At 54.0% G+C, this 19994-nt stretch carries 18 protein-coding genes and 1 tRNA gene; 10 read left to right on the top strand and 9 right to left on the bottom strand.

Translation table 11 applies throughout. The features are described from left to right. Nucleotides 1-59: 59 nt before the first annotated feature. Nucleotides 60-133: transfer RNA gene (locus B142_RS0100445), tRNA-Pro, on the bottom strand. Between the two features lie 130 nt (nt 134-263). Here B142_RS0100445 and B142_RS0100440 point away from each other — a divergent pair. Together B142_RS0100440 and B142_RS0100435 are read left to right on the top strand one after the other, a co-directional pair. Next, nucleotides 264-1895 carry an ABC-F family ATP-binding cassette domain-containing protein gene (locus B142_RS0100440; RefSeq protein ID WP_018119566.1) on the top strand — a complete coding sequence of 544 codons (1632 nt, stop codon included), beginning with the start codon at nt 264-266 and terminating at the stop codon, nt 1893-1895. Between the two features lie 101 nt (nt 1896-1996). Then, entirely contained in the window at nt 1997-2731 is a 735-nt protein-coding gene (locus B142_RS0100435) for a DUF7168 domain-containing protein (RefSeq protein ID WP_018119565.1), read from the top strand. A gap of 60 nt (nt 2732-2791) precedes the next feature. Here B142_RS0100435 and B142_RS0100430 read toward each other — a convergent pair whose 3' ends face one another. After that, nucleotides 2792-4156, bottom strand: a complete 1365-nt coding sequence (locus B142_RS0100430; RefSeq protein WP_018119564.1) for a PFL family protein — start codon at nt 4154-4156, stop codon at nt 2792-2794. A gap of 28 nt (nt 4157-4184) precedes the next feature. Next, entirely contained in the window at nt 4185-4454 is a 270-nt protein-coding gene (locus tag B142_RS0100425) for an ACT domain-containing protein (protein WP_018119563.1), read from the bottom strand. Between the two features lie 78 nt (nt 4455-4532). Here B142_RS0100425 and B142_RS0100420 point away from each other — a divergent pair, with 78 nt between their 5' ends. Continuing rightward, on the top strand, nt 4533-5237 hold the full coding sequence (locus tag B142_RS0100420) for an NAD(P)-dependent oxidoreductase (RefSeq protein WP_018119562.1): 705 nt from the start codon (nt 4533-4535) through the stop codon (nt 5235-5237). On the opposite strand, the gene B142_RS0100415 is transcribed toward B142_RS0100420, so the two are convergent. The 3 genes from B142_RS0100415 to can form a co-directional block, all read right to left on the bottom strand. After that, nucleotides 5234-5977, bottom strand: a complete 744-nt coding sequence (locus tag B142_RS0100415) for a glutamine amidotransferase-related protein (RefSeq protein WP_018119561.1) — start codon at nt 5975-5977, stop codon at nt 5234-5236. The genes B142_RS0100420 and B142_RS0100415 overlap by 4 nt on opposite strands. A gap of 25 nt (nt 5978-6002) precedes the next feature. Further along, nucleotides 6003-6572, bottom strand: a complete 570-nt coding sequence (locus tag B142_RS0100410) for a TetR/AcrR family transcriptional regulator (RefSeq protein ID WP_018119560.1) — start codon at nt 6570-6572, stop codon at nt 6003-6005. 123 nt (nt 6573-6695) lie between these two features. Continuing rightward, nucleotides 6696-9515, bottom strand: coding sequence for an aconitate hydratase (can, locus tag B142_RS0100405; RefSeq protein ID WP_018119559.1), 2820 nt, complete (start codon nt 9513-9515; stop codon nt 6696-6698). A gap of 246 nt (nt 9516-9761) precedes the next feature. Between can and B142_RS11420 the strand changes: the two genes are divergently transcribed. From B142_RS11420 to B142_RS0100390, 3 genes are all read left to right on the top strand, one after another. Continuing rightward, nucleotides 9762-10262, top strand: a complete 501-nt coding sequence (locus tag B142_RS11420) for an Rv1476 family membrane protein (protein ID WP_018119558.1) — start codon at nt 9762-9764, stop codon at nt 10260-10262. A gap of 476 nt (nt 10263-10738) precedes the next feature. Continuing rightward, a complete protein-coding gene (locus tag B142_RS0100395; protein WP_018119557.1) occupies nt 10739-12517 on the top strand; it encodes a DIP1281 family NlpC/P60 protein in 1779 nt (592 codons plus the stop codon). Between the two features lie 47 nt (nt 12518-12564). Further along, nucleotides 12565-13635 (top strand): ferrochelatase, encoded by a 1071-nt coding sequence (locus B142_RS0100390; protein WP_018119556.1) that lies wholly within the window; start codon nt 12565-12567, stop codon nt 13633-13635. Nucleotide 13636: 1 nt separating this feature from the next. Here B142_RS0100390 and B142_RS0100385 read toward each other — a convergent pair whose 3' ends face one another. Next, the gene (locus B142_RS0100385; RefSeq protein ID WP_018119555.1) at nt 13637-14401 is read right to left on the bottom strand and encodes a hypothetical protein; all 765 of its coding nucleotides are present in this window, start codon (nt 14399-14401) and stop codon (nt 13637-13639) included. Between the two features lie 33 nt (nt 14402-14434). On the opposite strand from B142_RS0100385, the gene B142_RS0100380 reads away from it, so the two are divergent. Next, entirely contained in the window at nt 14435-15283 is an 849-nt protein-coding gene (locus B142_RS0100380; protein WP_018119554.1) for a DUF3097 domain-containing protein, read from the top strand. Here B142_RS0100380 and B142_RS0100375 read toward each other — a convergent pair. Continuing rightward, nucleotides 15249-15821, bottom strand: coding sequence for a hypothetical protein (locus B142_RS0100375; RefSeq protein ID WP_018119553.1), 573 nt, complete (start codon nt 15819-15821; stop codon nt 15249-15251). The two genes, B142_RS0100380 and B142_RS0100375, sit on opposite strands and share 35 nt — an antisense overlap. A 37-nt stretch (nt 15822-15858) precedes the next feature. Further along, nucleotides 15859-16566 (bottom strand): TVP38/TMEM64 family protein, encoded by a 708-nt coding sequence (locus B142_RS11415; protein ID WP_018119552.1) that lies wholly within the window; start codon nt 16564-16566, stop codon nt 15859-15861. A gap of 274 nt (nt 16567-16840) precedes the next feature. Here B142_RS11415 and B142_RS0100365 point away from each other — a divergent pair, with 274 nt between their 5' ends. The 3 genes from B142_RS0100365 to B142_RS0100355 are packed head-to-tail and all read left to right on the top strand — an operon-like array spanning nt 16841 to nt 19949. After that, complete coding sequence (locus B142_RS0100365; protein WP_018119551.1) at nt 16841-18043, top strand: ABC transporter substrate-binding protein; 1203 nt, start codon at nt 16841-16843, stop codon at nt 18041-18043. A 2-nt stretch (nt 18044-18045) separates the two neighbouring features. Then, the gene (locus B142_RS0100360) at nt 18046-19146 is read left to right on the top strand and encodes a FecCD family ABC transporter permease (RefSeq protein WP_144736413.1); all 1101 of its coding nucleotides are present in this window, start codon (nt 18046-18048) and stop codon (nt 19144-19146) included. Next, nucleotides 19137-19949, top strand: coding sequence for an ABC transporter ATP-binding protein (locus B142_RS0100355; RefSeq protein ID WP_018119549.1), 813 nt, complete (start codon nt 19137-19139; stop codon nt 19947-19949). The genes B142_RS0100360 and B142_RS0100355 overlap by 10 nt, the downstream gene beginning before the upstream one ends. The last annotated feature ends 45 nt before the right edge of the window (nt 19950-19994 follow it).

Below are 19994 nucleotides of genomic sequence, written 5' to 3'. Positions count from 1 at the left end.
AACAACTGAAAAACAGGGTGTTAGTCTACCCTAAAAACCTGCTCTGAGCAGGGCTTTTGTCGGGCTGACAGGATTTGAACCTGCGACCCCCACACCCCCAGTGTGGTGCGCTACCAAACTGCGCTACAGCCCGTTGCTGCCCAGGAATTCAATCAGGGCTCTGCAGTAACGTTTTCACTATAGCGTTTACTCGATATATCGCGCCAAACTTCCAGCTCACTACGGTTATTAATAAACCGTGGCGACTGCTAAACTGGCTGGTCGTGATTGTTAGCCAAGACCTCGAAGTCCGCGCCGGTGCCCGTACCTTATTGCATGCTCCTGGCCAGCATCTTCGGGTGCAGCCGGGGGATCGCATCGGATTGATCGGCCGCAATGGTGCGGGAAAAACCACCACTATGCGCATTCTTTCTGGCGAAACCCAACCCTATGCTGGTGAAGTACGCATTTCCGGTGATATCGGCTACCTTCCGCAGGATTCTCGTGAGGGAAACATAGAACAAACTGCTCGCGACCGCGTCCTGTCAGCGCGTGGTCTCGATGAGCTGCGTAAGTCCTTGGATAAGCAACAGCAGATCATGGAAACCACCTTGGATGATGACAAGCGAGACAAAGCCATCACCAAGTTCTCCAAATTGGAGGAGCGATACCACAGCCTTGGTGGTTATGAAGCGGATTCGGAAGCAGCCACGATCTGCGACAACTTAGGGCTCGAACAACGAATTTTGGATCAGCCACTCAAGACTTTGTCGGGTGGTCAGCGTCGTCGTGTAGAGCTGGCACAGATTTTGTTTGCTGCCACCAGCGGGGCAGGAAAGTCACAAACCACGTTGTTGCTCGATGAGCCAACCAACCACTTGGATGCTGACTCCATTTCCTGGTTGCGTTCGTTTTTGGCGAAGCACGAAGGCGGCTTGGTTATGATTAGTCACGACGTTGAGCTGCTTCGCGACGTCTGCAACAAAGTGTGGTTTTTGGATGCCGTGCGCGCGGAAGCCGATGTGTACAACATGGGCTATGAGAAATACCTCGACGCGCGTGCCACCGATGAAGCACGTCGTCGACGCGAGCGGGCGAATGCCGAAAAGAAAGCGTCGGCGCTGCAAAAGCAGGCGGCGAAATTGGGTGCCAAAGCCACGAAAGCGGCTGCTGCGAAACAAATGCTTGCTCGTGCAGAGCGAATGATGGGCAATCTGGATGAGGTCCGTCAAGATGATAAGGTCGCATCCATTAAGTTCCCGGAGCCGGCTCCGTGCGGCAAGACCCCAATGCATGCGACGGGACTGACCAAAATGTATGGTTCGTTGGAAGTTTTCGCTGGTGTCGATCTGGCTATCGATAAAGGCTCCCGCGTCGTCGTTCTTGGGTACAACGGCGCCGGTAAAACTACATTATTGAAATTGCTTGCTGGCGAGGAACGCACCGACGGCGAAGGCGGAATCGTCACCGGCCATGGCTTGCGCATTGGCTATTTCGCCCAAGAACATGACACCATCGATCCTGATCGGACAGTCTGGGAAAACACAATTTCTGCCTGCCCTGACGCCCATGAACAGGAGCTTCGCAGTCTGCTTGGTGCGTTCATGTTCTCGGGTGACAAACTGGAACAACCCGCAGGTACACTTTCCGGCGGTGAGAAAACGCGTTTATCGCTTGCTACCTTAGTTTCTTCCCGGGCGAATGTTTTGTTGTTGGATGAGCCCACCAACAACCTAGATCCGATATCGCGGGAACAGGTATTGGATGCTTTGGCGACTTATACTGGTGCCGTCGTCTTGGTTACCCACGACCCTGGCGCGGTGAAAGCACTGGAACCGGAGCGGGTCATCATCATGCCAGACGGTGATGAAGATATGTGGAGTGATGAGTATATGGAGATCGTGGAATTGGCTTAAGCTTGCACAACCGCGCGGGATATGTGCGTGATTTTGTGGTCATGGAACCACAGCCTGCTGCGCACAGTCTATTGGGATAGGACACGAGAAAGGACTATCCATTGAGCCTCGATAAATATCGGAACCGCATTAAGAACTTGCTCGACCGTGCTGCTGCCTGCGAAGGCACACCGGAAGGCGATTTGTGCCGGGTGAAAGCTTTTGAGCTGGCGGCAAAATACGCCTTAGATCCCGATGATGTGCGCAAGCAAGCAGATGCGGACTCGGCAGGACAGACCGCGTGGGAATGGGAATTAACCGGTAGCTATAAGCCGCAGCAGCGAGAACTGCTTGCACATATCGCTAGTGCCCTGCATTGCCGGGTCCTTTATGAGCGTAGCGGCACCGGGCGGCACAACTCTTTCGGGTTAGTTTTTGGTGTGCCCCGGCATCTCGAGAGGGTAAAAATGCTCTTTCCAATGCTTAACTTGCATATGGCTGCGGGGTCAACAAAATACGCTGCGCATCACGGTGCGCGCGATGCCGCGCATACGAAACGCTTGAAAACGTCCTGGATGATGGGGTTTTCAAGCAGCGTCTTTGATTTGCTTGAGCAGGCTGACCAGGACACCGCGTCCCAAGTCGGCCAGGGAGCAGAGGTCGCCTTGCTTGATGACGCCAGCGCTGCAGAAAAACTCATGCAAGACTATGTCCACGAGGCGGGTTTGGTACTGCGAAACGGCCGACAGAATTCGCGGACAATAGACCCAGAAGCAATGCACGCCGGTAGTGAAGAAGGTCGCCGCGTCGACCTCGGCAACTCCCGGCTTCCACAACGCAAGGAACTGTCTGCATAGTTGGCTAGTTCTGCGGTGACGCAAGGGCCTGCCAATCTGACAGGCCCGATAAACCAGCTTCTAGTTGCGGAATCCGTGTACCGGGGCCGGGATGAACCCACCGCGGTGGATGAATTCACGATTGCCGACGGTGTTGACCGGAATGATCGGTGCGTAGCCGAGTAGACCACCAAAATCGACTTCGTCGCCTACCGCGGCACCAGGCACAGGAATAACACGCACCGCCGTGGTCTTATGATTCATCACGCCAATTGCGGCCTCATCTGCGATCATGCCTGCGATAGTTTCTGCAGATGTGGCACCAGGAAGTGCAATCATGTCGAAACCGACCGAACAAATTGCAGTCATTGCTTCCAATTTGTCCATGCTGATGCTGCCAGCACGCACAGCATCAATCATTCCTTTGTCCTCAGAGACAGGAATGAACGAACCTGACAAGCCGCCGACACGCGAGCACGCCATCATGCCGCCTTTCTTCACCGCGTCGTTCAGCAATGCCAGAGCAGCGGTTGTGCCGTGGGTCCCAACTTGTTCCAGGCCCATGTGTTCCAGAATGTGAGCGACGCTGTCACCAAGCTCAGCCGTCGGCGCCAATGACAGGTCAACGATGCCAAACGGAACGCCTAAACGTTGCGAAGCCAAATTGCCGACTAGTTGGCCGGCGCGGGTAATTTTGAAGGCAGCTTTTTTGATTTCTTCTGCTACCTGGTCCAAGCTGGCGCCTTCAAGGTTGCCCAGAGCACGATCGACGACACCTGGTCCGGAAACGCCAACAGAGACCACACAATCTGGTTCTTCGACACCGTGAAAAGCACCGGCCATAAACGGGTTATCGCCGACCGCGTTGGCGAACACCACCAATTTGGCGCAGGCAATCGCAGAATCGTCCTTGCTTAATTCGGCGGCGGATTTAATGACCTGACCCATGTGTCGGGCAGCATCCATATTGATGCCGGCGCGGGAGGATGCGATGTTCACTGAGCCGCATACCACTTCCGATTGCGACAGAGCTTCCGGAATGGACTCGATGAGTCGGCGGTCAGCTTCGGTGGTTCCTTTTTCGACAAGCGCGGAGTAACCACCGATAAAGTTCACGCCGACTTCATTGGCAGCTTTGTTGAGTGCGTGGGCTATATCGGCGGGATTGCCTTCAACACCGGCGGCTATCAACGAAATCGGAGTAACCGAAATGCGCTTATTGACGATCGGAATTCCCAGCTCGGCTTCGATACCTTCGCACACTTCGACCAAGCGTGATGCGCGAGTAACGATTCGGTCATACACAGCATCACAGGTGGCGGACATCGACGGGCGAGTGCAACCGAGTAGGGAAATGCCCATGGTCACGGTACGAATATCGAGACGATATTTTTCGATCATCTCGATCGTGTCGACGATCTGGGCGTTCTTAAAAGAAAAAGGCATAGTGGAATTTTCCCTGCGCTAGGTGGTGCTAAATTTCGTTGATTGCGGTAAACAGCGACTCGGCCTGGATGCGAATAACCTGGTGGGTCTCTTTTTCGACGGCTTCCATGCGCTGTTGAATTTCAGGGATTGATAGGGCTTCATCATCGAATTCCACGCGCAGAATCATCGTGAAATAACCAGACATAAGGGTTTGTGAAACGTCGACAATATTAACGTTTAACTCCGCGAGAGCAGTACTGACAGAGGCGATAATTCCGGTGTTGTCCGCGCCGGTCACGGTCATGATGGCATACATGCTACTCATCTTAACTGCCTATCCAGCATTCTCTTTAGCCGGGGCACAAAGCTCACGACGAAGCGTAGGATTGTGTACATGACAGCAAATCAGTCGCAAGAGAACGTAACTACCACAAACACACGAGTATTGGTCATCGGAGGATCTGGCAAAGTTGCCAGCATTGCCATTCCCCAATACTCGAACGATTACGAGATCACCGCGATGCTGCGTCGGGAAGAAAAAGCAGAAGAAGCGCGGGATAACGGCGCAACGCCGTTGGTCCAAGACGTGACTACTCTGTCTGCGGATCAGTGGGCAGCGTTGGTCCGTGATTTTGATGTTGTGGTGTGGACCGCAGGTAACGGCGGGCGTGCCGGTGCCGACGTCACCTATGCCGTAGACCGCGATGCTGCCTTGGAATGCATTAAAGGCTTGGAGCAACTCCAGAATGAGGTTGGTAAAGATCGCGCGCCTCGGCTCATCATGGTGTCCTACATGGGGTCGCTGGACAACGAAACCGACGATCAAGGCGCATGGCTGGCATACGTGGAATCGAAAAAGACCGTCGACAAACGCCTGTTAGATTCTGATTTAAACTACATCATCCTGGCGCCGACGTTGCTGACCCTGGATCCGGCGCAGGGCATTACCGTCACCGAAAACACACCAGAAAAAGCCGGGGAAAAAACGTCCCGTGAGCTGGTCGGTCAGGTCATCTTCGAGCTGGCTGGGCGGGCCGAGCTACCAAATCAGGATTTCATTGCCTTCCACGATGGCAACGATCCAGTGAGCTCTATTTAACTGGTAGCTGCGCGTGTTGCGCAGTACCGCACGAAGATAGCGAGCAACTCATTGCTCCATTTCGTGTCAATTGACGGCAAGCTGTTGACAATATCCAGGTAATCTTCGGGGGAGAAATAGCCGTAGTCGTAGAAAAAATCCATTCGGTTTTTCATGGCTACCGCATCCATTTCAGCGTGGAATTGGCTTGCCCAGGTCGAATCACCGACGCGAATTAACTGCACCGGGCACGTCGGGCCGTCAGCAAGAATCGTAATATTATCCGCCGCAGGCAGGTTTTCGACGGCTTCGGTATGACCGGTCAGAGAGGTAAAACTCTGCGGTAGGTGTCGTGCGAGAACGTCTCTGGCAGCGTCATGTGTAAGCTGCACGACGGTCTTTCCAGACGTTTCAGCGTGCGAATGTCCCACGGTTCCGCCGACGTGGTGCGCTAGCCAGGAAGCACCAAAGCAAATCAAAAAGACCGGAATGTCTGCTTCTGTAAGAATCTCTAGTTGTCGGTGAATATGCAGTTGCCACTCGTCCCAGGTTTCGTTGGTGATATTGAGCGAACTGCCACCAACGATAACTCCATCGAAATTAGCTAAGTCGGGGAGTTCCACGTTTGTGGAATCAATAACCAGGTGCGAGGTTTGTTCTTGACTAAGCCCAGTGGATTCACAGATGTCACGATATTCAGCAGCGGCAACCGCCGGGGCGGTCTCTCCATAACGTAATGAGACCAAGAGAAGATTAACCATAGTGGCTACTGTTATACCTTATGGCTTAATGCTCGTTAGCATCGCGTCGGATAGCCTGTTCTGCGATGTCTAAAACAGCTTCATCGGTGGACATTCCCATCGCGTTGCGGGTGATCAACCCGTCCATGACCATTTCTAGAAAATATTTCAACGTATCAATGGGGACGTCGATACGCATACGTCCCTCAGCTGCATTTTTCGCCAAACGATCATGCACGGCTTGGTCGAGGACTGCCTGATGTTCTTGCCAGCGCGTGCGAAACGATGCATCGGTCCGCAGCATCTTAGAAATCTCTAGACGCGTAGCCAGCCAGTCATATTTTTCTGGGTGCCGCACGATATCGCGCATAACTTCCACGAGTCCTTCCCGGGCAACGACTTCGGCTTGTCGTGCAGCGTCTTCTCTGGCTAGGGCAAGAAACAAATTTTCTTTATCAGAAAAGTGGTGGAAGATTGCGCCCCGGGATTTCCCGGTCGCTTGTTCTAGACGGCGCACAGTTGCTCCCTCGTAGCCGTATTCGGCAAAACACTTACGCGCACCCACGAGGATTTCTTGGCGACGACGATTAAGCTCATTTTCACTCATGACTGGCATAGAGGAAGCAACCTTTCTGACCGGGAATGCAAAAACGGGGCTGCAGGGCCTGGCTGCGAGTGCCTCCGAAAAGGGATGTACTACTCGCAGCGAGACTTCATGCAGCCCCGCGAAGCGTGATGATTAGGATTTAACCATCTGACGGAGTACGTACTGCAGGATTCCTCCGTGGCGGTAGTACTCGGCCTCACCTGGGGTGTCGATGCGTACATTGGCATCGAACTCGACGGTCTCACCGTCTTCCTTGTGAGCGGTAACCTTGACGGTCTTCGGAATCGAGCCGCTGTTGAACTCGGTCAAGCCTTCGATGTCGAAGGTCTCGTGACCGGTTAGACCCAGCGACTCGTGGGATTCACCATCTGGGAACTGCAGTGGCGCAACACCCATACCGATCAGGTTCGAGCGGTGGATACGCTCGAAGGATTCGGTAATGACGGCGCGCACGCCCAGCAGCAAGGTACCCTTCGCTGCCCAGTCACGGGAAGAACCGGTGCCGTATTCCTTACCACCCAGAACGACCAGAGGGGTGTCCTCTTCCTTATAGTTCTGAGCTGCATCGTAGATGAAGGCTTGTGGCTTGTCTTCCTTGGTGAAGTCCAAGGTGTAGCCACCGGATTCTTCAACCAGCTGGTTGCGCATACGGATATTTGCGAAGGTACCGCGAACCATAACCTCGTGGTTACCACGACGGGAACCGAGCGAGTTAAAGTCCTGGCGCGCAACACCATTTTCTTCCAGGTATTGCGCGGCAGGGGTGCCTGGCTTGATGGCAGAAGCAGGGGAGATGTGGTCAGTGGTGACCGAATCGCCGAGCTTGACCAACACGCGGGCGCCCTTAATGTCTTCGACATCGGCAGGCTCGGTCGGCATATCGTCGAAGTATGGAGCCTTGCGGATATAAGTCGAAGCATCATCCCACTCGAAGGTCTCGCCCTTCGGGATGTCCAGGTTCTGCCACTGTTCGTCGCCCTTGAAGACGTCAGCGTAGTCAGCCTCGTACATTTCGCGAGAGATGGAGGCCTCGATGGTCTCTTCGATTTCTTCTGGAGAAGGCCAGATGTCCTTCAGGAAGACATCGTTGCCTTCTTTATCTTGGCCCAGTGGCTGCTCGTCGAAGTCGAAGTCCATGGTGCCGGCGATGGCGTATGCGATGACCATCATTGGCGAAGCCAGGTAGTTCATCTTGACGTCTGGCGAGATACGGCCTTCGAAGTTGCGGTTACCGGACAGGACTGCGGTGGCAGCCAGGTCTTCGGAGTTAATGGCATCGGAGATTTCTTCTGGCAATGGGCCGGAGTTACCAATACACGAGGTGCAACCGAATCCAGACAGGTAGAAACCGAGAGCTTCCAAGTCCTTCCAGAGGTCTGCGCGCTTGTAATAGCCATCAACAACCTGGGAACCAGGAGCACAAATGGTCTTCACCCATGGCTTGGAGGTCAGACCCAGTTCGTTGGCCTTGCGGGCGATCAAACCAGCACCGATCATGACCGATGGGTTGGAAGTGTTGGTACACGAGGTAATGGAAGCGATGGCGACCATACCGTGGTCCAGGGTGTATTCACCGCCAGCTGGCGAGGTGACAACCGTTGGGTGGGACGGACGGCCTTCGCCTCCAGCAGATGCGTCTTCACCCTGACCCTTACGGGAAACATTGTGACCGTCGGTGATGTCGGCATCGACATAGCTTTGCACGCCGCCTTCGGCGACCATGCGACGAACCTCAGGCTTCTTGCCTTCTTCCAAGACTTCGTCGTCAGTGTAGTTGACCAGATCCTTGCGGAACTGCTCTTTTGCCTTGTCCAACTCGATGCGATCCTGTGGACGCTTCGGCCCGGCAATGGAAGGCTTAACAGTAGACAGATCCAGCTCGATGTACTCGGAGTACTCGGCTTCTTCGTCGTCTTCTTCCAACCACATGCCCTGGGCCTTGGCATAAGCTTCAACGCGGTCGATCTGCTCCTGCGGGCGACCGGTCAGCTCCATGTACTTGGTGGTCTCTTCGTCGATCGGGAAGATCGCAGCGGTGGAGCCGAATTCTGGCGACATGTTACCGATGGTTGCGCGGTTAGCCAGTGGGATGGATTTCACGCCATTGCCGTAGAATTCGACGATCTTCTGGACGACGCCGTGCTCACGCAACATGTCAGTGATGGTAAGAACAACGTCGGTAGCGGTAACGCCGACTGGAATTTCGCCGGTCAGCTTGAAACCAACGACCTTTGGAATCAGCATCGATACTGGCTGTCCCAGCATTGCAGCCTCGGCCTCGATACCGCCTACGCCCCAACCCAAGATGCCCAGGCCGTTTTCCATGGTGGTGTGGGAGTCAGTACCGATACAGGTATCTGGGTATGCCAGTCCGTCATTGTCGAAGACTACGCGACCCAGGTACTCGATGTTGACCTGGTGGACAATACCGGTTCCTGGAGGAACAACGCGGAAGTTCGAGAAGTTCTCTGCACCCCAGCGTAGGAACTGGTAGCGCTCTTCGTTGCGCTCATACTCGATGGCAACGTTTTTGGTCAGTGCATCCGCATCACCGAATGCTTCGGTAATAACGGAGTGGTCAATAACCATTTCAGCTGGGTTCAGTGGGTTAACTTGGTCTGCGCTGCCGCCCAAGTTCGATACGGCCTCACGCATGGTAGCCAAGTCAACGACACACGGAACACCAGTAAAGTCCTGCATCAGCACGCGAGCAGGGGTGAACTGGATTTCTGTGTCTGGTTCCGACTTTGGATCCCAGTTGGCGATAGCCTTGATGTGATCTTTATTGACGTTCTTACCGTCTTCGGTACGAAGAAGGTTTTCTGCCAGCACCTTGAGTGCGTATGGCAACTTTTTCAGTCCGTCTACTGCGTCGAGTGAGAAATAGTCATAAGACTTATCTCCGACCTCGAGCTTCTTCTTAGCGTCGAAGGAGTTCAAGCTTTCAGTCACGGGGAGCTCCATTTCCTTGTTGTGCAAATCTGTCAGACCTCAAAGGTCCAGAACTCAGGGTTCATTGACCCAGTGTAGGTTGACGATCCCTCGTCCTGCCAAAAGTATAACAGTACAGCTGTTCTGTTTTTAGTCTGTTGTACTGCGCCATGGCAATATGACAGTTAGTGAGGGAAAATTCGTCATCACTGCCTGCCCGAAGCACCCCTTATTACCCCCAGAAAGATTAAGTAGAAAGTATTCATCATGATCCCTGCCGGTGTTGACATAGCTGACCTCTCTGCACAGTTGCGCGAAGATCAGTTAGCTATTGGTCCGAATGCTGAATTTGGGCGGATGCAGGAATCGGAATTACTGGATGTCCTGAGCGTGAGTAATCAAGAAAGCGGCTCAGGTGTTTATGGTGGAGCGGATTTTGGGCTTGCTCTTATCGACGTTCCGGTTGGCAAGGCTGCGGACTTGCGCGACGTAGCTCAGGAACTGCAGTTAAATACTGAAATTGAGACGATAGTGGTGCGCACTCCGACCGTTGGTGCAGCAGTGAGCGATCTTCATTCGCGTGCTGAATTGGAAGCAGCGGAATCAGCTTTTGCTCATGTGCAGACCAGTACTGGGTTCCAAAACTTTGTCGATGAGCTTTCGGGCACTCCAATCCCATGGGGCATCATCGCAATTGTGCTCGCGGTAGTCATAGCTACAGCCTTGACTACATCGTGGTTGTTAGTAACCAAATCGTTACGCAATTGAGTTCATTTCGTGCGTGTCGCTGATATTGTGATGAAAGACACATGAAAAAAATTGCTGTGCCTTTCTGCAGGCTATGAGGTTAATCCGGCCTCAAAACTTGACGTAACGCGCGGGAGAATTGTGAATACATGTGCCCCTGTTGCGTCGTGTGGCATATGGTTTGGCTATTGGCTCACGAGCCATAGCATCAAGCTTTGAACTCATGGTGGAGACACACCGGAAATTCTGAATACAGTCTTGATCCTTTACTGATCGTCAGCACGGGCATGTGGGGAAGCACGCCAGGAGCAACGATGGCCAGAGGGATGGGGCTGATTCAGTCTTTCATGCACCGTTGTTTGCAACGGTGAGTTTTTGCCAGCGGTGAGTTTCTGCCGGATTCTCGCTTCGCTATGTCCGTGTGTCGGTACCCACTGTCGTAGATTTCCACGCAGAGTCAGGTTTCAAAACTTGACTATGCCTGTCAGGAGTGTGTCGTGCCTTCATCGTCTCACCGGCGTGCCTTTCGCGTACGCAGTTTTAGTGCAGCTATCGCATGCACCGCATCGCTTTCCTTGTTCGGGTCCTCAGCTTTTGCTCAGGCAACGCCGAAAGATCAGTTGCAGCCTGCGGTCTCTGAACTGATTTCCACAATCACTGAGGCCGAAGCAGACCTCAACAACTTGGATCTTAGAATTGGTGCTTTGGGCGAATCCGTCAATGAAGCACTCGCTATTTTGCAAGATTCTCGATCCGAAGCCGCTCAAGCACAGCGGGGGGTCTCAGCTGCGCAAGAAGAGCTTGCCGACGCCCAGTCTGAGATTGCAAGTGCACAGGAAGATTTAGATGAGCTTTCACGCGCCAAATATCGGCGCGCGGCTGGTTCTGCCGGGTTGCACGAGATCAGCGGGAGCGATCGTCGCGATAATGAGCTTTACCGCAAATCGATGCTACGCGCACAGAGCGAAGAAAAGCTTACGACTATCGATGAGCTTGACCGGGTACGTACTGAGAAAGCCAATAAGGAATCCCAGCTGCGGAAAACGCATGAGCTAGCCGAAGCCCGTGCAGAACAAGCTACTACTGCAGAATCACAAGCGCGAGAACTGTTGGAGCAAACCAGGGCCAAAATCGAGCAAGCGCAACAAGAGCGCGAACAGGTCGCGCAAGAACGAGAGCAAGCCCGGGAAGAACTCGCATCAGCGCGAGGTGCCAGCAACAGCCACGCACGTGGGAACACGGGTGCAGTAGACGCATCTTCAGAGGATGCTTCTGCTAGCACAGCTTCTCGTTCTGCTGCGGACAGTGCACTTGATCTCACCGTAGACGCAAGCGACAACGGTAACGACGAATCACCTGCTGAAACACGGCAAGCCGGACAATCAGAGCAGAATGATGACGTTTCAGCTGAATTGCATGAACTAATCAACCAAGCTGCCGAGACTGTCAGTGAATATCTACCGGAGCACACAGCTTTAGATTCAGTCCCGCAGGACAACACCAGAATTGCAGACAACATACAGGATCCACCGTCGCCGATACCTGCATTGCAAACGGTAGGTGGCTCCGAGAGACAATCACCACCAACAACTCAAGAGACATCAACAGCGGAGACGACCACCGGCGCTGACGCTGAAACGGAAGGGGAAGCCGTTTCAGCTGAGAGCCCAGAACAGCAAGCCGCTGGGGAACAAAGCTCGCAGCACACCGCTGATTCTGCGACCGGTACCACAACACACTCAGCAGATAGCGGTACCGATGTCGCTGAAGAACTCAGTGGCGTACTAGAAGAACTCAGCACCAATGAGTCCGTGACAGAGGATGCTTCTGCAGGTTTTGCGGAGGTAGCTCCATCACAGCAGGCACAAGCGATATTGTCCCGCGCACGCTCCCAGCTGGGAGTAGATTACGCCTGGGGCGGTGGCAATGCGCAAGGACCAACTGCAGGTATCCGCGATGGCGGACATGCAGACGTCAATGGTGATTACGGCAAAGTAGGCTTCGATTGTTCCGGATTGGTGCAGTACGCCTTCGCAGGTGCGGGTATTTCGCTGCCGCACTATAGCGGTGGTCAGTACCGCCACGGTACTCACGTATCTACATCGAATCTGCAACCAGGTGACCTGATCTTCTATGGACCAGGCGGTTCACAGCATGTCGCGATTTATTCCGGCAACGGCATGATGATCGAGGCTCCACATTCCGGCTCACACGTTCGCGAAGTTCCGGTGCGCCACACCGGTATGACCGAAAACGCGGTGCGGTTGTTGGGCTAGTCGTGCAAGACGACCACCACCAAAATCTGCCTTGCTAGTCTAAAGGTATGACTGATTTGCACCCTTTGACTGACTATGATGCACTCCTCGTCCTTTCCTTTGGCGGCCCTGAAGGAAACGACGAGGTTGTGCCATTTCTAGAGAACGTGACTCGGGGACGCGGAATTCCACGTGAGCGTCTAGAAGAAGTCGGCGAACACTACTTTAATTTCGATGGAATTAGTCCCATCAATGCGCAAAATCGTGAGCTCATCGCAAACCTCGAAAACGTTCTTTCCCGGCGCGAAATTAACTTGCCGGTATACTTCGGCAACCGTAACTGGCACCCATTTGGCGAGGACACCGCTGAGCAGATCGCTCGTGACGGTCACCGAAAAGTGTTGGTGTTAGCCACCTCCGCATGGGGCGGGTACTCTGCCTGTCGACAATACAACGAAGATATTAAACGTATTCGCGAACACTTAGCGGAACAGAATCTACCTGCGGTTCACTTCACTAAGATTCGTCAATTCTTCTCCCACCCAGCCTTCATTTCTGAAACCGCAGCTGCGATCACAGAAGCCTATGCCAATATCCCAGCCGAGCGCCGTGAACACACCCGCATGCTGTTTACTGCGCACTCAGTTCCCAACCGTCATGACGACGTTGGTGGTGCTGACGGCGATAAAAACCTGTACTCACGACAAGTAGCAGAAGCTGCTCGGTTGGCGGCTGCCGAAGCCGGTATTGCGGATTACGATCTGGTGTGGCAATCGCGCTCTGGTGATCCGCGCGTGCCATGGCTAGAACCAGATATTGTCGACCACACCGAGTATCTGGCAGATAACCGGGGCATCAAAGCTGTCGTGGTGTGCGCGATTGGCTTTATTACCGACCACATGGAGGTCATGTGGGATCTCGATACCGAGCTTGTCGAAGCGGCGCGAGACAAAGACGTGCACGTTGAGCGTGCACGCACCGCAGGACTGACGCAGCAATTTGCCGAAATGGTTGTCGACATTGCTGCAGAGTCTGCAGCTGGAGAAATCGTCGAAAAGCTCGGCAACGTCACGGTACAGGGCAACACGAATAATGGCGCGCCATGCGCTCCTGGTTGTTGCGATATTTGGAGCAAATAAGCTAGCCGCGCGCGAATTCCGCGCATGCACGTTCCACCCCAGCCATGCGGGCTTGCCGTAGATGGCGGAAAAGCCCGAAGAGGTAGGGATCGAGGCTGTGATCGCCTAGTTTGTCTGTCAGCATTTCGATAGTTGCGGCAACCGTATCGGCACGCGCAAATAACTTCGCGACCCGGGGCGGTACAGACCCGGGTAAACCCGGGATATCGTAGAAATCTGCAAGAGTTCCCACGGTCATGCGGGCATTCGGCAGGTCTGCCGGGATATGTCCCGATTGCTCAATCAATTCAGCCGCTGCATTGGTTGCCTGGCTGAGATAATAATCCGCATCACCAGCAAGTAACCCTGAACTGGCCGGAAGCGGTTGGGTTTCTCGAACCCAGGTCCAGTCAGTGCGCCCGTTGACATACCGTGGAATAAGTACATGGTGCAACGCTGGGTCATTGTCTTTGACCACAATCGCTCCGGGGGCAGGATCTTGCGTGAAATTCTGGGCCGATTCTCCAGCGATGGGGAGTGCCGGTGGTTCACCAGGGCCTGCTAGCACGAGCTTGAGTACAGGTTCGGGGTTTGTCAGTATGTCCGTGGTTGCTGCACGCAGCCCGGACAATAACTCGATAATGGCGGTACCTTCTACAGTGTTCTTGCCGCCAAGTTCCTGCAATGCATCAATGGTTGCATCGCTTGATTCGTAGCCATATAACCAGGCTGCGAGCCACACTGCAGCGTTTTGTACGGGGGAATAGACTTCGGCGCGGATAGACATCGTCGGCCATAGTAATAGATACACTGGCAAACTATGAGCAGTAAGCGTTATAGCGGCGATATCTTGCAAGGTCACAAGCGCAGGCAGACACCCACTTTTCCGGACCTGCCAGCACAACAGGGGATGGTTCTTGAGGTTGTTGGAGAAGATTTTGTGGGCGCGCTTATTGATATCGACAAAACATTTTCCGGGCACCTCGCGCGACTCGAAGATCGCCACGGAAACCGACGAGTGTTTCCCATTATTCCAGGGGGATTCATGTTTGACGGTCGGCGGGTAAACCTATCGAAAGCCATGCATCAACCTGCCGTCCAGACACCAACTCATTCGAATTCTGGGTCTCGCCGGGTACAGAATGTCAGTGCAAAAATCGCAGCTCCATCTCGTATCTGGGTAGAGGGCGTCCACGACGCAGCGCTCGTCGAAAAGATTTGGGGGCATGATTTACGCGTCGAAGGCGTCGTGGTGGAATACCTAGAAGGGCTCGATAACCTTGCAGAACGGCTTGCGGAATTTCAACCGTCCGCGCAGCGCCGTATCGGCGTGCTAGCCGACCACTTAATCGCCGGCACGAAGGAGGCGCGGTTAACAGAGGACGTCGGTCCGCACGTTTTGGTTACCGGCCACCCCTATGTCGATATTTGGGAAGCGGTCAAGCCTGAGCGCGTGGGATTGCAGAAGTGGCCGCAGGTTCCCCGAGGGCAAGACTGGAAAACCGGCGTGTGCAAGGCCGTGGGTTGGTCTGACCCGAAAGAAGCGTGGCACCGGATCTATAACTCTGTACATTCGTTTCGCGATATCGACATCTCGCTGATCGGTGCCGTTGAACGATTGGTGGACTTCGTGACTAACCCTGATCTGCAGAAATCTGATTTGCTGTAGATAATAAGTTGACCGCCAAGCGCCAACCGGCGGATTCCGCAGCCCAGCCGGCTGCTTGCAGGCGCTGCGAAATGGCCTGCTTGGAAATTCCGAGTTGTTCAGCGGCCTCATTCTGGCTCAATCCGCTCCGGACCAATGCGGTGGCTTCTCTACCTTCGTACGTGCGCTTGTTCAACACTTGTCCCAGTAAGGCGAAGCAGGCCGCGATGTCTTCGGCGGTCGCAGGTGGTGCCGAAACAACGTCAGCGCGCACGATTCCGGCGCGAGTATTTCTCGGCAGTGCGCGCCGTGCAGCAGACAGTGCCTCATCGCCACTGCGCGCAATCCCAATTCCTACGGCCCATTCGCCGTCGGCAAGCAAAGCCATCGTGATATCACACACGGTGGAAGGCTCTGCCATGGTGGAAGCGATGTCTTCTACGCGAATGACCTCGAATCCGTCGACCCCGTCCAGGCTCGATAATGCTGCGGCAGAGCGCTGGACTAAATCAGCGCGTCGGGGTGCGCTGCCGCGGTAACGGGCATGGACGGCAAGCATGAATCCTCCTGAAAAATCAATGAATCCCGGGGCCAGTCTATACCTCAGACTTGATTACTGTGCGAGTCTGTACGGGCATACGAGCATCGAGAATCAAACCGCCAATGCCAACCACCGCGATAGCAGCCAATAGAACGATGACGAGTGGGTTGGTTCCGGCAATCAAGGTGTCCCCGAACAACACTCCGACGACGGTTCCTGGTGCGGACCCAACGAGTGTGGCCACCACAAAGGGGAAAAAGGGGATCGACGTTAGTGCTGCAGTGTAATTGACTAGCGAAAAAGGTACGCCTGCAATAAGACGTAAGGAAGCGACCGCCAGCCAGCCACGTTTGCGCAACCGATAATTGATCCCGGCAACAGCGGGGTGTTTGAGTCGGGGAGCCATCCAGTCGCCGAGCAGCCAACGGACGAGCAGCAGTGAAATTGCCGCCGAAGCAGTCAACGCGGTAAGCGCAATGATGAGTCCAACCCACGGACCATACAAAATTCCTGACGCTACCGTCCATACCGTCCGAGGTAAGGGGAATTGTGTGAAAAAGACATAACCCAGCCAGAACAGAATCATGAAGCCGCTACCTGCGGATTCGGCTGATTCACGCAAGGAGCTCAACGTGGGAAAGTCAATGACGACGAACAACACAACCAACCCGATGGCAACCACACCGACGGTAAGCATGCGCGCGAGCGACCAGCGGCGAATTGAATCCCAGGCATCACGACGAATGGTGGCGCAGAAATGCACAAAACTTCTGAGCCATGGGGTGCGCCGTCGAGAGCCTGTGGCTTTATTTGTTCGCGGCTGCTGTGCTGAGTGGGTTTGTTCTGAGTGGGTTCGTTCTGAATCCATGGGTATTCAGTCTAGTTGCTGTCCGTGATCGTCGAAGCAATACCGGTCGCGTGACTTAGCTCATGTGTGTAAAAACAAGCTTCAAAGAATTGTTCAACCTTGCCTAAATGGTTAATATTTGCCTGTCCTTATATAACTTCTGGTTGATGAGCCATTCCCAAGGAGAATTATGTCCCTGAAAACGAAAAGAATCTTGACGACGCTGGCGGCTGGTGTTGTTTCCGCAACCGTTCTTGTAGCCTGCAGTACCGAGCAAGCTAGCCAAGCAAATGGCGATTCCGCCAACGGTAATGGCAACGATGACGCCAACAAAGGTGCTCTGACGCTGACAGATATCGCCGGCCGTGAAGTGACCCTGGAAGAAGAACCAGAGCGCATCATCCTGGGTGAAGGTCGCTCGCTGTTTGCAACCGGCATTGTGAACACCGAAAATCCATTGGACAAGATTGTCGGCATTGGCACCGACCTGAAGCAAAATGTTCCAGACTACTATGAGCGCCTAGAAGAAAAGCTTCCAGAAGTCAGTGAGATCCCAGAAATCGGTGGATTGGCCAAGGGAGATGTCACCGTAGAAAACCTGTTGAGCATGGCACCAGATTTGGTCATTTTATCAATGGACACGTATGAGGCCTCCGAAAAAGCCGGTTTGACCACAAAAATGGATGAAGCGGGAATCGAGTACGTCGTCACAGACTTCCGTGCAAAACCATTGCAGAACACCACGAAATCGATGGAATTGTTCGGCCAAATCTTTAACCAAGAAGAGCGCGCGGCTGAATTCAATAAGGACTGGCAAGAAACCGTCGATTTGGTACAGGAACGCGCGGAAAAAGTTGAAGAAAAGCCAAAGACCTTTGTATGGCGCGCAGCCGGCGTGCTGGATTGCTGTGGCTCGTGGAATGATTCGAATATCTCACAACTGGTTAATACCGCTGGCGGAGACAACGTTGGAGATCACGTCATCGAGGGTGAATCCGGTGCACTGACACCGGAAAAAGTCCTGGAATCCGATCCAGACATGATTATCGCTACCGGCGGTGACTGGTCCGAAAAGAAAGATGATGAAGGCAATCCCGTAGGCTATGCGGCCGTCGGCTACGGTATCGAGGAATCTGAGGCACAGGCCAGCATCGCAAAATTGCCGGAAGTACAGCCTGGCTTTGACAACCTGCGCGCCGTCCAAGACAATCAATTGCACGCTTTGTGGCACCAGTTCTATAACTCTCCGTTCAACTATCTGGCACTATTGCAGATCGCACAGTGGATCAATCCAGACGCCTACGAAGACATCGATGTTGAGCAGGAATGGCTGGAATCGCAAAAGAAATACTCGCCAATTTCTGGCGAAGGCACCCTGTTTATCACTAATTAATGATGATAAACGCGAAAAATCCAGCCGCGGAGAACGATACTTCAGCAACATCAGACCGTGCGGTTGTAGAGCTGGGCAGGCAACATAAAAAACTGACCTGGCAACGCATCGGTATTGTGTCTGGTTTGTGCTTCATCGCGCTCGCGGCCTTTGTGACGAGCAATTTTGTTGGCGCGATCAATATCAGCCCCGGCGAAGTGATCACGGGGATCATCAACCCGTCGAGTTTAGATGAGCAAACGCATACCGTCCTGTGGCGGTTACGACTGCCGATGGCAGTCATGGCGTTGTTGATCGGGGTGAGTCTGTCTTTGGCGGGCGCTGAAATGCAGACGATTCTTAACAACCCACTCGCAGAGCCATTTACGCTAGGTATTTCCGCTGCCGCCGCGTTCGGTGGTGCTAGCGCGATCGTGTTGCAGTGGCAGATTATCGCGCAGCCGCAGCTAAATCTCGCGCTGGTTGCATGGTTGTCGTCTGTGATCGCTACCGGCATCATCGTCATAGCCGCAGTTGTGCGGGGTGTGCGTGCAGAAACAATGGTGCTGCTCGGGATCGGCTTGGTGTTCTTCTTCCAAGCTATGTTGGCGTTGATTCAATACCGCTCATCAGCAGAAGCTTTACAACAGATCGTGTTTTGGTCGATGGGATCATTGACTCGCGCAAGTTGGACTGGAAATGCTGTGTTAGCCGGGGTATTGGTGGTCGCGCTTCCCATTCTTTGGGTGTTGTCCTGGCAATTGACGGCGCTCCGATTGGGGGATGCCCGTGCAGCGGCAATGGGCGTGAACACCTCTGCCTTGCGCGTGATTGTGTTGGTCGTCGTCTCCCTAGTGGCAGCAACCACGGTCGCCTTTGCCGGCATCATCGGCTTTATTGGTCTAGTGGGGCCCCATATCGCACGCATGCTGGTGGGGGAAGATCAACGGTATTTTCTGCCTGCATCTATGGCTGCTGGAGCAGCGGTGATGTGTACTGCGCACGCGTTGAGCCTGATCGTGAAGCCAGGGCTGGCTATTCCGATCGGGATCGTAACCTCGCTGCTTGGTGTGCCATTCTTTATCGCGATCGTCATGGCTAGAAGGAGGGCACTGTGGAGCTAACAACTGCACAACCAGCCGCTACTGAACCCGTTCCTCAGGAAGTATCGCTAGAAATTTCCGGATTGAGCGCCTCATATGGCTCGCATCGAGTACTGCATAATGTCAATGTTGCACGCTTGACCGGAGGGCAAATCGTTGGACTTCTCGGCCCGAATGCCTCTGGCAAGACGACGCTGATCAAAACGCTTGCCGACGTCCACCGCGGCTATACCGGGCACGTTGACTTTCAGGTCGATGGGGTCACGCCTCGGGGAAAGAAAAAGCGGCAGCTGACCGGCTATGTGCCACAAGATCTGCCAAGTACTGCGGCTTTACGCGCGTTTGAAGCCGTACTTATCGCTGCACGACGTGAAACCTGCGAAGACCCGGTGCTCCGGACCGGTGAGGTGATGCACGAACTCGGTCTTGATGGCATCGCGTCTCGGTATCTCAACGAGTTGTCGGGAGGGCAACGCCAACTGGTAGCTCTGGCACAAATGCTGGTTGGTCGGCCCGGTTTGATGCTATTGGATGAGCCGACTTCTGCTTTGGATCTGCACCATCAACTGTTTGTGCTGTCTCAAGTACGTGCGAAATCGCGGCAGGAGGGTAGCTTGGGTCTCATCGCCATTCACGACATTAACCTGGCTGCACGAATGTGCGACACCCTGGTGGTGCTCAAAGACGGCTGTATTCGTGCCCAGGGGCATCCGAAAGATGTTCTCAACCGCGAGTTAGTTGAAGCTGTATACCACGTGGAGGCAGATATTGTGCTGCACAATGATGTTCCGCTGGTAGCGCCATTACATGCTGTGCGCAGATAGCGATTACGATCGAAAGATCGCGAACTAATGCCCAAGCTGGGCAGC

Source organism: Corynebacterium propinquum DSM 44285 (assembly GCF_000375525.1).
In the GTDB taxonomy this organism is placed as follows: Bacteria; Actinomycetota; Actinomycetes; order Mycobacteriales; family Mycobacteriaceae; genus Corynebacterium; species Corynebacterium propinquum.
Note: the sequence above shows the minus strand (reverse complement) of the source record. Positions and strands in the feature narration are given on the sequence as shown.